Below are 13,107 nucleotides of genomic sequence, written 5' to 3' on the forward strand. Positions count from 1 at the left end.
TCAGCAAAGGTATTCTATCTTATTTTGTCTGTTTAAATTGTTTAAGTACCGATAAAACCAACTCTTTGCGGTCGGCTCTTACTATTACAGTCTACAATTGACTCTTACTTTCTCTCTTCCAACTTCAAACGAATTTCGGCGTGCTTTTCTTTAGTAATGGGATAAAAATAAGCCAGAATCAAACCGATAATTAACACCACCATCGGTAAAGGCGCGACGGCAATCCGAATTGCCAGTAAAGCACTATCCGGCTGGATTGGTATATCTCCCCCTGGAGGTCTTTCGACAAATCCCGACCATTCTAAAACCAATCCCACTAAAAAGAGTGCTAGAGCCAAGCCAAATTTTTGTAGGAGAACCATAAAGCTGTAGAAAATTCCTTCTCGCCTTTGACCTGTATTTAGTTCGTCTAGTTCGATTACATCCGGAATCATCGACCAAGGGACTAAATAAGCTACGGATACGCCACAACCCGCCATAATTGCCAGGATATAGAGTAATGTGGTTTGTCCAGGCTGAATGAAAAATAATCCTCCCTGAGCGATAATCCAAATAACCGAACCCAGAAAATAAACCGCTTTTTTATCGAGTTTTTCGCTGACCCATTTCCAGAAAAATAACATCACTAATGCGGTTCCCTGTACGGCGATCGCCACAATTGGAAAAGCTGCCTCATCCATACCCATCCAGCTAACTACGAAGTAAATCAAAATTGAGGCTGTTAGCTGAACCGCCAGCCAAGAACATAAATATATTCCAATGATGTAGAGAAAAGGTTGGTTGGAAAAAGCGATTTTTAACTGTTCTTTTATGGGTGTTGTTGCTACGGTATTAGCTCGATCCCTAGCTTCCACTGCCGAGCGATCGCTTAAATGAGTTTCAACTCTACCAAAGATCGAACTCAGACCGAAGGCGATAAGCTCGATTCCAATTAAGAATGCTAAAATACCATAGAGCTCGAGTGCTGCCGCACCTAAAGTTAAGTTATAGCCTCCATAGACGATCCCTAAGATTCCCAGAGTAGTTAATCCATACCCGAGAATTTTTTTGCCTTGTCGTCCCAAAATGGGTAAAGCTCCTCTTTCTTGAATGCCAAGAGTACACCACAAAAGTGCGACCATCGAGATTAGGGCACCGACTATTCCCAGTACTAAGTATTGCTGTTTGGGATCGTCGGGGTAGGCTTGAAAAATAAATATTGCCAGAATCAAAGACAAAATACTGCCGCCAATGGAAAAAGCAAAACGATAGCTGTTGAGAGTAGTTCTTTCGTCGTAATCTTGAGTCAGTTCTGGTGTCAAAGTGGTGTAGGGCAGATTTACTGCCGTATAAGCCAGGTTAAATACAATCGCAATTAACACGTAATAAGCAAATTGAGCCCAGTTATTAACCGTGGGATCGCTGCTAAACTCAGGTACGATCCACTGTAAAAAAAAGAAAATTCCAAAAGGAATTGTGCCAAATAACATCCAGGGAATCCGCCTACCCCATTTACTACGAGTGCGATCGCTTAAAATTCCGGCAATCGGATCGTTAATCGCATCGCTTATTTTGCTAATTGCTAGAATGCTTCCCGCCAAGCCTGCCGGTAGTCCGGCTACATTAGTAAAAAAATACAGCAGAAAGAAAACTAAAATATTAGCCGTAATCGCAGGTCCCATGTCTCCAGAACCATAAGCCAGCTTAGTGGTAAAATTTAGCTTTTCTCGATCCATTGGCTTCTCGTTAATATGTGATTATTGTCTCGATCCTCTATATTTATGCCAGATTTATACGTATCTTGGTCGGATTACCACCAAAAAATCGAAACTCTCGCGATCGCAATTTACCAGTCTGATTGGCAGTTCGATCGCATTGTCTGTATTGCCAAAGGTGGATTGCGTGTGGGCGATATTCTCTGTCGACTATTCGATCGACCTCTAGCTATTATCTCGGCTGCTTCCTACGGCGGAAAAAATAATCGCCAACGAGGGCAAATAAGTTTTTCCCAACATCTTTCAATGATTGAACCCAATCTCGGCAATAAAGTTTTATTGGTAGACGATCTGGTAGATTCTGGGGTTAGCTTGATACAATCGCTGAATTGGCTTCAAGAAAAATATGGTGCAGAAATATCCGAAGTACGTACGGCGGTAATTTGGTACAAAAGCATCTCCAAGATTGCTCCAGACTATTACGTAGATTATCTTCCCGATAGTCCGTGGATACATCAGCCTTTCGAACGCTACGAACGAATGAATATTGACGAATTAGCCATGCAAAATTGTCGATAAATTCGAAATACTGTAGGTTAATTGAGTGAAATTACCCTCCAAAACCTACTTATTTTGAAATTAGTAATTTAATCTGGTTCTTGGATAATTTTCAATTTCATGCTAAAGTTTTTCCTAAACCTCTAGACAACCATAAAAAAACAGTACAAATATACGCCTAAAGTAATTACGGTCGAGAACTTAAATAGGTTTAATTAAGTAAAATCTTTAACGGGTGTATTTACTGAAGACACTGGGGGAATCAGGGATTAATTTGTATCTATCATTGGTGATAATAATTCTGTCTTCCTCAAAGAGAAATATCTCTTAAGGGTCGAGCAGAATACACCGTGCACAAACTCAAAAAAATAAGGGGGATTGTCAGCCAAACAATACCCCCGAACCAACCATATAGAACTGTTAAGCAATATCTACTATTTAGATATTAGAGTCGTAAATCGCGAAGTGCTCTAGCATAGACCTATTGCACTTCCACTTTATATATTTTAATCGGGGATCGCTTAATTAGGTAATTAATTTTTGGGATTCGGTCGTTTTACCTGGACAAAGTCGTTCCTTTGCTGGCTCGAGCTTTTGTAAATTTTATTAAACTTAATTAAATATTTAACCTACACCACTTTATAAAAGCAATGTAGGATGTGGTTGTTTTAAGTTGTATTAAATAGCTTGACTGTAAGCTTGCCAAGCATCAGGAGTGTAAGTCTTTAATGAGAGGGCATGAATTGCTTCTGAAGCCATAGCTTCATTCAGAGTAGCATAGACCATTTGATGCTGTTTTACTTTGGTTTTGCCTTCAAAATCAGCAGAAACAATAATTGCTTCGAAATGTTCGCCGTCTCCAGCTACTTTAACTTCTGCATTTGGTAGCTTTTGTTTAATCATAGTTGCAACTTGCTGCGGATCGATCACGATTAACTCCTAAACTAATAAGTACTTTTATTATTTTGCCGTATCTCAAAAACCAAATAAGACAATTTTTGGCGATCGCGCTACTGCAACTCGTCTAATTTCTCAGCCTCAGATCGCCTAACAAAGTGTAAAGTTTATCTAAATTAACTACCAGATTCCGAAGTAGATAAAGGTTCTTCAACAAATCCGATCTCGAAAAGTTGTTGATAGGCTTTTGTCCCTAACTCGCTACGAGGATTTTGCGAATTTATCACTTGAATTAATAAGGGAACGGATAATTCAGATTGGTTTTGAGCGCGATGTACCAAAGCTAGCTTGTAGGTGGCATCATCTCTCATTTGTCCCGTTTCTAAGGCTTTTTTGCGCTGCGATTCAGCGATACGGTTGTCAATTCCTGAAAAGCTATCAAATAACTGAAGATAAAAATTAGATAGTTGGTTGAAAACCTGACGAGCTTTTTGTAATTTGTCTGCAGCTACGTCATATTGTTGAGCATTAATTGCTGCATCTGCTTCGCTCATCAGTTTTTGTCCTCCCTGCAAACTGAGGATACTAGCGGGAGGAGCATCGGTAGAGGAATTGGCTGGTGGAGTTACTTCTTCTGGAGAAGTATTGGGAGAATTTTCTGGTACTGAGGGAGTTGATTCTTGCGCCAATCCGGGATTAACCGAGAAAATTGCCAAAAAAACTCCTAAATAACCGATACTACGATTAATAATCTTAGAATTTGACATAAATTAACTCAACTCACTTAATTTCATTGGTGAAAATTAAAATCTAAAAACTTCAGGTATCTTATCACCGAATCTTTACCATATTTCGTTCGTCAGCTTGGAGATTGCTGTATTTCATAATCGTTCATCGGCTGAACTATAGACGTAAGGAAAAAGGTTTTGTTTCTTCTGGGTAGTTAATTTTTGCTGAGTTGAAGTTATCTTAGTGTGGTCGATCGCTCAAAAAAATTGACTTAATGTATCTTTACCTGAGGACTATTGTTTGCTTGTTGGTGTTTTGCCCAGCAATTCTCATTTTAAGATTTCATGACATTGAAACCCAGTCCAGAATCGTTACAAGCAGAAGAATTGGGAATTAGTTCTCTATTCAACATAGAGAACTAAAACAAGAAGGGGCAATTAGCTTAAAGTAAAAGGCATTAACCTTCGCTGGAGTGGCAACATGGGTTTAGCAATAGGGATGCCTGAATTATTATCGATGCTAACCGACGAGTTAGATGAGCTGCCCGATGAAAGAAAACAGGGCAATAACACCAAATATAGGGTTGAAGAAGCGATAAAAAGTGCTTTTTCGGTCTTTTTCATGCAATCGAGGTCATTTTTAGACCATCAACGCTTGATGAAAACCCAGAAAGGGAGAGATAATGCGGCTAGTCTGTTTGGGATCGAGCGCATCCCCTGTGATAATCAGATTCGTACCCTGCTCGACCCGGTGCCAGCTTCAACGGTGTTTGGGGTCTTTCGCTCCGTCTATGACGGTTTGTCAAAAACGGGAAATCTCAAGCCCTATCAGTGCTTTGGTGGAGAATTTTTACTGACTCTCGATGGCACTGAATATTTCTCGTCCAAGAAGATTCACTGCTGTCACTGTTGCCATCAGACACATAAAAACGGCAGCACCACCTATTTTCACGCTGCTGTAACACCAGTATTAGTGGCTCCAGGACGACCACAGGTCATCAGTTTAGAACCTGAATTCATCACTCCCCAAGATGGTCACGACAAACAAGATTGTGAAAACGCTGCTGCCAAGCGTTGGATTGCTGCCCATGCCTGTGAGCCACAAGACCCGCCTGTAACTTTACTTGGGGATGACCTCTACTGTAACCAACCCATCTGTGAAAAGGCTTTGAACCATGGCTATCATTTTATCTTCGTCTGTAAGCGAAGCTCCCATCCAGAAGTTTATGACTGGGTGGATTACCTCGAACGAGTCGGTGAAGTGCAAACTCTGACCGAGATTGAGTTCCATGGACGAAAGCGTTTGTCTGATCACTATCGTTTTGTGAATAAAATTCCCCTCAGAGCCACCCAACCAGCCCTGGACGTAAACTGGTGTGAGGTGACGGTAACAGATACCAGCAACCAGAAAACTCTATACTACAATGCCTTTGCTACTTGCCATGAAATTCATGCCCAGAATGTGTCCGAGATTGTCACTGCTGCTCGTGCACGCTGGAAGGTAGAAAATGAAGGGAATAATATTCTCAAAACTAAGGTTTATCATCTCGAACATAATTTTGGTCACGGTCAAAACCACCAGGCAGAACTTCTATTTTGCCTTAATTTATTAGCCTATCTCTTCCACACCACTCTGGATTTAATCCACATCACTTATCGTGCCGTTCGCTCCATGTTGGTTACTCGCCAAACCTTCTTCAACGAGCTTCGGGCACTGACCAGATATTTATGGTTTGAGAGTTGGCAGACTTTGTTCGAGTTTATGCTGAGGGAGGGAAAAGCACCTGACGGGGTTAACTCTAGCTAAATTTCGCGACTGTTGAACCTGAACCAATTCGCGCCCCTTATAGCTCTACAAAGTAATAGCTGGTTGTTCCAAGTATTACTTGGCTTTTTCATGGCTCAAAACGAACTTGCTCAGGGATGATAGCTGCTCCGGAGCTTACTTTGACTCACAATCAATTAACTCTTCGACTTTGTTCGCGAAAAAGTTTCGCGAACAAGTTCCCAATTTTTATCTTTTACCCTCTATTTTCTTCCGTTCAGGTTTCAAAATGAGAATTGCTGTGTTTTGCCTTTCTGGCTGTCAACAAACAAGTTTATTATCTGACAATCTCAAACAAGATATATTCATCCAAGTCTATTTCAATCATCGAGAAAGCAGCCAGTATCGAGAACCCTATCGTCAAATTGAGCGTCAGGGAGATAACCTAGAAGCGATTATTATTCGAGAGATTGAAGCGGCTCGCTCGTCAATCGATCTTGCCGTTCAGGAGTTAAGATTGCCTAGAATTGCTCTAGCGTTGGCGAATCGACAGCGTTCTGGAGTGCGAGTAAGGGTGATTTTAGAAAATAACTATAGTCGCCCTCTTAGCGAGCTAACTCCAGCTGAGATCGAGAATTTTAACAGACGCGACCGCCACAGCTATAATGAGTTTCTGACTTTAGCCGATACCGATAATAACGGTCGGTTGAGCAGTTCAGAAATCTCTAGGGGAGACGCACTAGTTATTTTACGCCAAGCAGGAATTCCGATAATTGACGATACTGCCGATGGCTCGAAAGGCAGTGGTTTAATGCACCATAAAATGATGGTTATCGATCGCCAAAAAGTAATTACTGGTTCGGCTAATTTTACCATTAGTGGTATTCACGGAGACTTTGCCAATTCTCAAACTAAAGGTAATGTCAATCACTTGTTAGTCATTGATAATGGGGCGTTAGCCAACTCGTTTATTGAAGAATTTAACTATATGTGGGGCGATGGTGTCGGCAAAAGCGAAGATAGTAAGTTTGGTGTAAATAAACCGCAAAGATTGCCTCGAACTTTCAGTTGGGATAATACCGAGGTGATCGTGCAATTTTCTCCTTCATCAACCAGTAGAGATTGGAATTTAACTACCAATGGTTTAATTGGCAAAACTCTCTCAGGAGCAAAATCTTCGCTCGACTTGGCTTTATTTGTATTTAGCGACCAAAAGCTATCCGATCTTCTAAAATCAAAACATCAGCAACAGGTAAAGATTGCGGCTGTTTTCGATCCTGGTTTTGCTTTTCGCTATTACAGCGAAGCATTAGACATGCTCGGTGTCGAACTTAGAAACGGTTGCCAACGGCAAGCCGGGAATCGCCCTTGGCAACAGCCTCTAGAAACTATTGGCATACCGCAGCTAGCCCTGGGAGATAAACTACACCATAAATTTGCCATAATAGACGACCGAATTATAGTTACTGGTTCGCAAAACTGGTCGCATAGTGCCAATTATCTTAATGACGAAACGGTTCTAATTATTAATAATTCGACGGTAGCCAAACATTTTCAGCAAGAGTTCGAGCGTCTCTATAATTCTGCTACTTTGGGTTTGCCCGAACGAGTACGAGGTCAAATAACTAAACAGCAGTTGAAATGTAGTTAATTCACGGGTGTTCGAGCTCGCTCTCATTTAAGCTCTAGGGTTTTTGCTTTGAGAATGCGATATACTGTCTCTGGCTCTTCAGGGGTAATTACCGGTTTAACTAATTTGCCTTCATCGATCGCGATCGCCTTATTTTTAAATAGACGCTTGAGATCGAAAGAAGACCAGTAAGTTTTGGTAGCAGTATCACCCCGCAACATGGCATTGGCTTTGCCCCAAATTTGGGATAAACCAGCCCATAAACTTAGTTTTTGCAGTTTAATCGTACGAATTTCGCTATAAAGAATTTTTTTTTGTTCTTCGATGGGCAAAAAATATCCTTTGATTATAATTCCTTCATCGTCGCAAATGACTCGTTCGTCTTCGTAAAGAGTAGCCATCTTAATTAGGAACTCGATCGAGTAAAGTAAAAGTAAACTTAAATTAATAATAATAATTATTTTTAAAAAACGATGGGCTAAATATGAAAAAATCTCCCGCACCATCACTTTGTCTGCGTCATTTTCAGGTAAATGAGCTGTCCGTAAGAGTTTGCCATTCATCTTTAGATTTAGCGATCGATGCCGCTCGTCTCGCCACAGAATACTTACGCTCGCTGATTAGCGATCGCAAGCGAGTTAGAATAGTTTTAGCCACGGGAAATTCCCAACTACAATTTTTAGATCAAATAGCTAACGCTACCGAAATAGATTGGTCACGAGTAGATTTTTTTCACCTCGATGAGTATCTGGGAATTGCTGCCGATTGTCCGGGAAGTTTTCGTTACTATTTAAGGCAAGAAGTGGAACAAAGAATAACTTCCGCTCGTTTCCACTATATTCAAGGAGATGCTCTAGAACCACTAGCTGAATGCAACCGTTATCGCCAGCTAATTCAACAACAGGCGATCGATTTGTGTCTTTTGGGAATTGGTAAAAATGGTCACATTGCTTTTAACGAACCTACAATCGCCGATTTTAACGATTCCGATGTTCTGAAAATCATTAAGTTGGAATCTGAAACTCGCCAACAGCAAGTAGATGGGGGCTATTTTTCTAGTATCGAAACCGTACCCCAGTATGCCTATACCTTAACTATTCCTACCATCTGCACTGCTAAAAAAATTTTTTGTTTGGCGGGAGGAAAAAGAAAGGCAGAGATCGTAAAAATCATGCTAGAGGGAAATATCTCTGCTACCGTTCCTGCTTCGATCCTGCGGCGACAACCCCAGGCAACTCTATTTCTCGACCGCGATTCTGCTCGTTGGTTATAAATTTGATAAATTTGAAATCAGGTAGTCGGAACTACCCAGCCTGAGTGATTGCCAAGACCGCCAGACTAATTAATTGTATTAATTAACAGTTCTTGATGAAGTAAGGCTCGATCTATTAAAGATTGAATTTGAGCTTGCTCTAAAGCTTCGGCATTGGCATAGTGTTTGAGCCAAGCCGTGCTGATAGTGCTGGCATCTTCGGGCAACTGAGCTATTTCCCATCCCGGTATATTTAGTTCGGACATCAGCTGAGTAACTTTGGGATCGTAACTTAGAGCGAAACAGCGACACTCTTCGGCTGCTGCCATAATCAAACTATGGAGACGCATTCCTATCGCCATTTCTACTCCCCTGAAGATACCTTTTAATTCTTGCGGATTTTGTAAAACGAGCACCTTGCTACAGTTCTCAATTTTTCTAGCAATAGATTGGGCAATTTTTAAATCCTGACTCGATTGAAAAGGTACCAGCAGAATAAAGCTTTTAGTTGCGGCTTGAAATTCCACTAATGCCTTGGTGAGAGTCTCAAGCCGTTGAGATGTAAGTAGGGGATGAGAACGTAGAGTCACCGCCACTCTAGGGGCTGGTAAATCCCACAAACCTTTAACTGTCGAACTTTTTAATGCCCAAACGGGATCGGGAGCGACTAGAGGAGCGAAATTCCAGCCCGTCAGTAAATCCGCAGAAGCTCGATCCCTGACACTAAGCGCGCTACAGCCCGACAATACCTGCCGAGTCAACCAACGAGTAAACGAACGCTTGAGAGGACCAATTCCCTGTGCCCAGGCAATGGTTTTCAACTCTCGCTGTTGTGCTAACGCCATCAAACCAGCATAATAAATCGGACTGGTGAAACTAGTGGCATCTTGCATCAAACTACCACCACCCCAAATAAAAATATCCGATTGTTTTAAAGCTTGGAGAATGGGAAATGCTGAAGCGCGATCGCAACTCGCTACACCGTAGAATTTCTTTGTTGCTTTTGGGTTGGCAGAAAGCACGATTGGCTCTACTCTTTGGGGCAGCATTTGTAGCAAGCTCACCAGTAATGCTTCATCTCCGCCATTACCCTTGCCGTAATATCCACATAATACTGCTTTAGTTTTATTCATTATCTTAGCGTTAAGGTTTGTAGCTTAATGCTTTAACCCTGGTTTAATTTTCTTCTTTCAAACTGAAGATGATAGTTGGGGTTATCATACCTCGATTTCTCGCACCCAATCAGCATTAACTACCCGTGTTAAGGGGAAAAGGATTGATTCTCTAATTTCAAGCTAGGTTTATTCTAGTTCACTATGCCTTACTCAGTTACAATGGATATTCGCTCCAACATTAAAATTGTAATTGCGATCGCTTTTTACTCACATCTTGAACCAGTACAAATAAACTTGAGAATTTAGGATCGATCGTCAATTTACGATCCTTTTCCCCTTGTATCTTAAAAGAATGGTTGGAACAACAACTCAAGGAGATTGAATCGCAAATTAAGTCGGCGATCGTCATCAATAAAGACTGGAAGCAGAAAATGGACTTGTTAACCAGCGTACCTGGAATTGGCGAAGTCGTGGCTGTGACTCTTATTTCATCTTTACCAGAATTAGGTAACAGCTCACACCAATCAATCTCTTATTTAGTCGGCGTAGCATCTTTAAACCAAGATCGTGGAAAGTTCAGGGGAAAGCGCAGGATTTGGGATGGTTACGTAAATATCGGAGTGGTGGAATAAACTTACTACTAGAATCAAAGAAAAATAAAGGAGGAAGACCAAGGTCAATTCCAGCAGATGCGATCGCAAAATTAAAAGAAGAATTGCAAAACCCTGAAGGATTCCAAAGCTATGGTGAAATTCAACTGTGGTTAAGAACTTGTTTTGACATTCATGTCGCTTATCGAACAGTTTATGAACTAGTAAGATATAAACTCAAAGGTAAATTAAAAGTACCGCGTCCTTTACATATAAAACAAAATAAAGAAGCCAAAGAAAACTTTTAAAAAACTAAATTCTCAAATAGAAAATAGCCTTAGTTTTATTAAGAAAACTTCAGAGAATCAAATAAATATTCGCTATTGGTTACTCGCGCGTTCCTTAGCCAAGGAAACCTCGGCACGGTCGCTCGTCAAGTCGAAACTAGAATTGGACTAAAAACTATAACAGGTAAAGTGATTACTGCTTGTGGAGTTAAACCCATTGGCTTGTATCAATGGATATTTAAATATTTATGGCTTTATGGGTTAGTAAAACCAAAGACAGGAGATTCTTTCTTCTATGATTTTAGTCATTTGGATAATGCTTGTTTTGAGAAGTTTTTAGAGCTTTTTTCTCAAGCCTACAGTAATGAAATTCATATTATTCAATTAGATAATGGACGAGCGCATCTTGGTTTAGATTTGTCTATACCTGATAATATTATTTTGCTATTTCAACCTCCTTACTGTCCTGAAGTTAATCCCATTGAAAGATTGTGGAAATAAGTCAAAAAAGTCTTGAAAAATAAAGTCTTTGATTCCTTAGATTTTTTAAGAAGAAAATTGGCAACTATCTTAGCTAAATTTACTCAAGCAGATATCGCTTCCATTACAGGATATGATTTCATTCTTGATGCATTATCTGTAGCTGGAATTTAGGAAATTGGTATTATAACTGAAGTTTAGACTGACTTCCTAGCTCCTAGAGCTGATTCCTAAAGTAAATATTAAGTCAGCTAGATATCAGTCACAATAGGGATTTCAGATGGCTAGTAGTTCAATTGTTTTAATTTGAGAAAACACTTACTACACAAGGGTTTTAGCTTGTTAAGGAATCAGCTCCTAACTCCGAACTCACGTTATTTAAGCCAATTTTTCTTGCGCTTACCGGAGTTAATCTCAGATGATTTAGGCAACGGCGGAAGCTCAATAGTTAACGGCGGAAGCTGAAGAATTGGTGCGAAAATTGGCAACAAGAGGATACCATTCAGATAGTTGGTCAACAAAGAAGGAGCATTTTTGAGAAGCGTCTGATCGCCGGGACCAGGACCAAAACCAAATCCTCCGCTTATGGCTTCACTCTCCGATTCATCTAAGTCGTGAAAGAATAGGTGTTCGAAATCTTCTATATTATCGTTTGCCATGATGTTTATTCTTTGTTTTGTTTGTCCTTAAAGAGAAGCCTTTACCCAAAAAAGATGAAAGAAGTTTCATCTTCATTTACCAAATGACTTAAATAACTTAGATAACGGCGGAAGCTGAAAAGGGGAAAGAATTGATGGGTAAAGGATTTGCACCTGTAAAAGCTAAACCAGAAAAACTAGCAACAGTCCGAGCAAAACTCACCCCAATTTCTCAAATACAAGCTGATTTATCCAGTTATTTTCAGGAACTTCGAGACCCGAGAGTTAATCGAACGAAAAAACACTACACTTGTTACAAGATATTTTAGTCATTGCCATTTTGGCTGTAATCGCTGGAGGTGAAGGCTGGGAAGATATCGAAAATTACGGTTATGCCAAGCAACAGTGGTTAGAAGAATTTTTAGAATTACCTAATGGAATACCGAGCGACGATACTTTTCGTCGGGTTTTTGAGAGGCTCGACCCCTCAGCTCTCGAAGCTAGTTTTACCAGATGGGTAGAAGAATTAATCCCTTCTTTAAACCAACAGATTGTGCCTATTGATGGTAAATGTTTGAGAGGCTCTTATGACCGTGAAGGGGGTCTAAAAGCCTTACATCTAGTAACAGCATGGGCTGCGGAACACAAGTTAATTTGAGGACAAGTTAAAGTCGAAGACCATTCTAATGAAATAACGGCTATTCCAGCCTTATTGGAGTTAATTGATGTTACCGGGGCAATTGTGACTATTGATGCCATGGGAACTCAAACTGAAATTGTGCCCTTAATTGGTGCTAAAAAAGCTGACTATATCTTGGCACTCAAAAGCAATCATCCCACTCTTCACCAAGAGGTCAAAAATTGGTTCGTTCGAGCCCGCGCCTCCAACTTTGAAGGCATTAAAGTCTCTCATGACCGTCGCGTGGAAAAAGGACATCATCGTACCGAAAAACTACTGGTTTGGGCTGTTCCTCTCTCCGAGTTTGGGGGTCTCTACCAACAAGAACAGTGGTCAGGTCTTCAAACTATTGTCATGGTGGAAAGAACCCGCCATCTCTGGAATCAAGTTACTCATGAACTCCAGTTTGATCTTTCTTCTCTACCCGCAGACCCTCAGAATCTTGGCAATGCAATTCGGACCCATTGGGGAATTGAAAACCAAGTCCATTGGTCTCTCGAGGTAACTTTTAGTGAGGATGACTGTCGCATTCGCTCAGGAAACGCACCTCGCAATTTCGCTCTCCTGAGACCCATGGCAGTTAATGCCTTGAATCTAGAGAATACTCTAGCGCGATCGCTGCGACAAAAAAGCAAGCGAGCATCTATGAATAATGATTATATGATGACTGTTCTACAATCCTTTTGTCAATAGGGTTTGAGATGCTCTTACCCTGCTGATAGATACCGCTAGTTTCTGGAGAACTGGCAACAGTTAGTTTGGCTTGGGGATGGAAACGCTGAAGATGATGCTCG

14 protein-coding genes and 1 pseudogene are annotated in these 13,107 nt (G+C 40.7%); 9 read left to right on the forward strand and 6 right to left on the reverse strand.

Features of this window, described 5'->3' with window-relative positions:
* Positions 1–104 precede the first annotated feature (104 nt).
* Positions 105–1,715 carry an MFS transporter gene (locus tag ACLFKQ_RS17095; RefSeq protein ID WP_449000963.1) on the reverse strand — a complete coding sequence of 537 codons (1,611 nt, stop codon included), beginning with the start codon at positions 1,713–1,715 and terminating at the stop codon, positions 105–107.
* A 45-nt stretch (positions 1,716–1,760) separates the two neighbouring features.
* Between ACLFKQ_RS17095 and ACLFKQ_RS17100 the strand changes: the two genes are divergently transcribed.
* Positions 1,761–2,273: a phosphoribosyltransferase gene (locus ACLFKQ_RS17100; protein ID WP_449000964.1), complete on the forward strand. Its 513-nt coding sequence runs from the start codon at positions 1,761–1,763 to the stop codon at positions 2,271–2,273.
* A gap of 657 nt (positions 2,274–2,930) precedes the next feature.
* Here the strand turns inward: ACLFKQ_RS17100 and ACLFKQ_RS17105 are convergent.
* Together ACLFKQ_RS17105 and ACLFKQ_RS17110 are read right to left on the reverse strand one after the other, a co-directional pair.
* Positions 2,931–3,182, reverse strand: coding sequence for a BolA family protein (locus tag ACLFKQ_RS17105; RefSeq protein WP_449000965.1), 252 nt, complete (start codon positions 3,180–3,182; stop codon positions 2,931–2,933).
* Between the two features lie 143 nt (positions 3,183–3,325).
* The gene (locus tag ACLFKQ_RS17110) at positions 3,326–3,916 is read right to left on the reverse strand and encodes a hypothetical protein (RefSeq protein WP_449000966.1); all 591 of its coding nucleotides are present in this window, start codon (positions 3,914–3,916) and stop codon (positions 3,326–3,328) included.
* 442 nt (positions 3,917–4,358) lie between these two features.
* Between ACLFKQ_RS17110 and ACLFKQ_RS17115 the strand changes: the two genes are divergently transcribed.
* The gene (locus ACLFKQ_RS17115; RefSeq protein WP_448998174.1) at positions 4,359–5,684 is read left to right on the forward strand and encodes an ISNCY family transposase; all 1,326 of its coding nucleotides are present in this window, start codon (positions 4,359–4,361) and stop codon (positions 5,682–5,684) included.
* Between the two features lie 247 nt (positions 5,685–5,931).
* Positions 5,932–7,293 (forward strand): phospholipase D-like domain-containing protein, encoded by a 1,362-nt coding sequence (locus ACLFKQ_RS17120; protein ID WP_449000967.1) that lies wholly within the window; start codon positions 5,932–5,934, stop codon positions 7,291–7,293.
* Positions 7,294–7,316: 23 nt separating this feature from the next.
* Here the strand turns inward: ACLFKQ_RS17120 and ACLFKQ_RS17125 are convergent, their stop codons facing one another.
* Entirely contained in the window at positions 7,317–7,673 is a 357-nt protein-coding gene (locus ACLFKQ_RS17125; RefSeq protein WP_449000968.1) for a hypothetical protein, read from the reverse strand.
* A gap of 83 nt (positions 7,674–7,756) precedes the next feature.
* Between ACLFKQ_RS17125 and ACLFKQ_RS17130 the strand changes: the two genes are divergently transcribed.
* On the forward strand, positions 7,757–8,545 hold the full coding sequence (locus tag ACLFKQ_RS17130) for a glucosamine-6-phosphate deaminase (RefSeq protein WP_449000969.1): 789 nt from the start codon (positions 7,757–7,759) through the stop codon (positions 8,543–8,545).
* Positions 8,546–8,610: 65 nt separating this feature from the next.
* Here the strand turns inward: ACLFKQ_RS17130 and csaB are convergent, their stop codons facing one another.
* Positions 8,611–9,657, reverse strand: a complete 1,047-nt coding sequence (csaB, locus tag ACLFKQ_RS17135) for a polysaccharide pyruvyl transferase CsaB (protein ID WP_449000970.1) — start codon at positions 9,655–9,657, stop codon at positions 8,611–8,613.
* A 338-nt stretch (positions 9,658–9,995) separates the two neighbouring features.
* On the opposite strand from csaB, the gene ACLFKQ_RS17140 reads away from it, so the two are divergent.
* The 4 genes from ACLFKQ_RS17140 (at position 9,996) to ACLFKQ_RS17155 (ending at position 11,170) form a co-directional block, all read left to right on the forward strand.
* Positions 9,996–10,271: a transposase gene (locus tag ACLFKQ_RS17140; RefSeq protein ID WP_449000971.1), complete on the forward strand. Its 276-nt coding sequence runs from the start codon at positions 9,996–9,998 to the stop codon at positions 10,269–10,271.
* A complete protein-coding gene (locus ACLFKQ_RS17145; RefSeq protein ID WP_449000972.1) occupies positions 10,235–10,537 on the forward strand; it encodes a helix-turn-helix domain-containing protein in 303 nt (100 codons plus the stop codon). The genes ACLFKQ_RS17140 and ACLFKQ_RS17145 overlap by 37 nt, the downstream gene beginning before the upstream one ends.
* Before the next feature lie 75 nt (positions 10,538–10,612).
* Positions 10,613–11,017, forward strand: a complete 405-nt coding sequence (locus tag ACLFKQ_RS17150) for a transposase (RefSeq protein WP_449000973.1) — start codon at positions 10,613–10,615, stop codon at positions 11,015–11,017.
* Positions 11,018–11,029: 12 nt separating this feature from the next.
* A complete protein-coding gene (locus ACLFKQ_RS17155) occupies positions 11,030–11,170 on the forward strand; it encodes a hypothetical protein (protein ID WP_449000974.1) in 141 nt (46 codons plus the stop codon).
* 200 nt (positions 11,171–11,370) lie between these two features.
* Here the strand turns inward: ACLFKQ_RS17155 and ACLFKQ_RS17160 are convergent, their stop codons facing one another.
* Positions 11,371–11,655 carry a hypothetical protein gene (locus ACLFKQ_RS17160; protein ID WP_449000975.1) on the reverse strand — a complete coding sequence of 95 codons (285 nt, stop codon included), beginning with the start codon at positions 11,653–11,655 and terminating at the stop codon, positions 11,371–11,373.
* A gap of 134 nt (positions 11,656–11,789) precedes the next feature.
* Here ACLFKQ_RS17160 and ACLFKQ_RS17165 point away from each other — a divergent pair.
* A pseudogene (locus ACLFKQ_RS17165) lies at positions 11,790–13,006 on the forward strand (ISAs1 family transposase).
* Positions 13,007–13,107 lie beyond the last annotated feature (101 nt).

It is taken from the genome of Myxosarcina sp. GI1(2024) (genome assembly GCF_053543375.1).

Coding starts and splice junctions, on each gene's coding strand:
- ACLFKQ_RS17095 (WP_449000963.1), bottom strand. CDS start 1,715: ATGGATCGAGAAAAGCTAAATTTTACCACTAAGCTGGCTTATGGTTCT.
- ACLFKQ_RS17100 (WP_449000964.1), top strand. CDS start 1,761: ATGCCAGATTTATACGTATCTTGGTCGGATTACCACCAAAAAATCGAA.
- ACLFKQ_RS17110 (WP_449000966.1), bottom strand. CDS start 3,916: ATGTCAAATTCTAAGATTATTAATCGTAGTATCGGTTATTTAGGAGTT.
- ACLFKQ_RS17115 (WP_448998174.1), top strand. CDS start 4,359: ATGGGTTTAGCAATAGGGATGCCTGAATTATTATCGATGCTAACCGAC.
- ACLFKQ_RS17120 (WP_449000967.1), top strand. CDS start 5,932: ATGAGAATTGCTGTGTTTTGCCTTTCTGGCTGTCAACAAACAAGTTTA.
- ACLFKQ_RS17125 (WP_449000968.1), bottom strand. CDS start 7,673: ATGGCTACTCTTTACGAAGACGAACGAGTCATTTGCGACGATGAAGGA.
- ACLFKQ_RS17130 (WP_449000969.1), top strand. CDS start 7,757: ATGAAAAAATCTCCCGCACCATCACTTTGTCTGCGTCATTTTCAGGTA.
- csaB (WP_449000970.1), bottom strand. CDS start 9,657: ATGAATAAAACTAAAGCAGTATTATGTGGATATTACGGCAAGGGTAAT.
- ACLFKQ_RS17160 (WP_449000975.1), bottom strand. CDS start 11,655: ATGGCAAACGATAATATAGAAGATTTCGAACACCTATTCTTTCACGAC.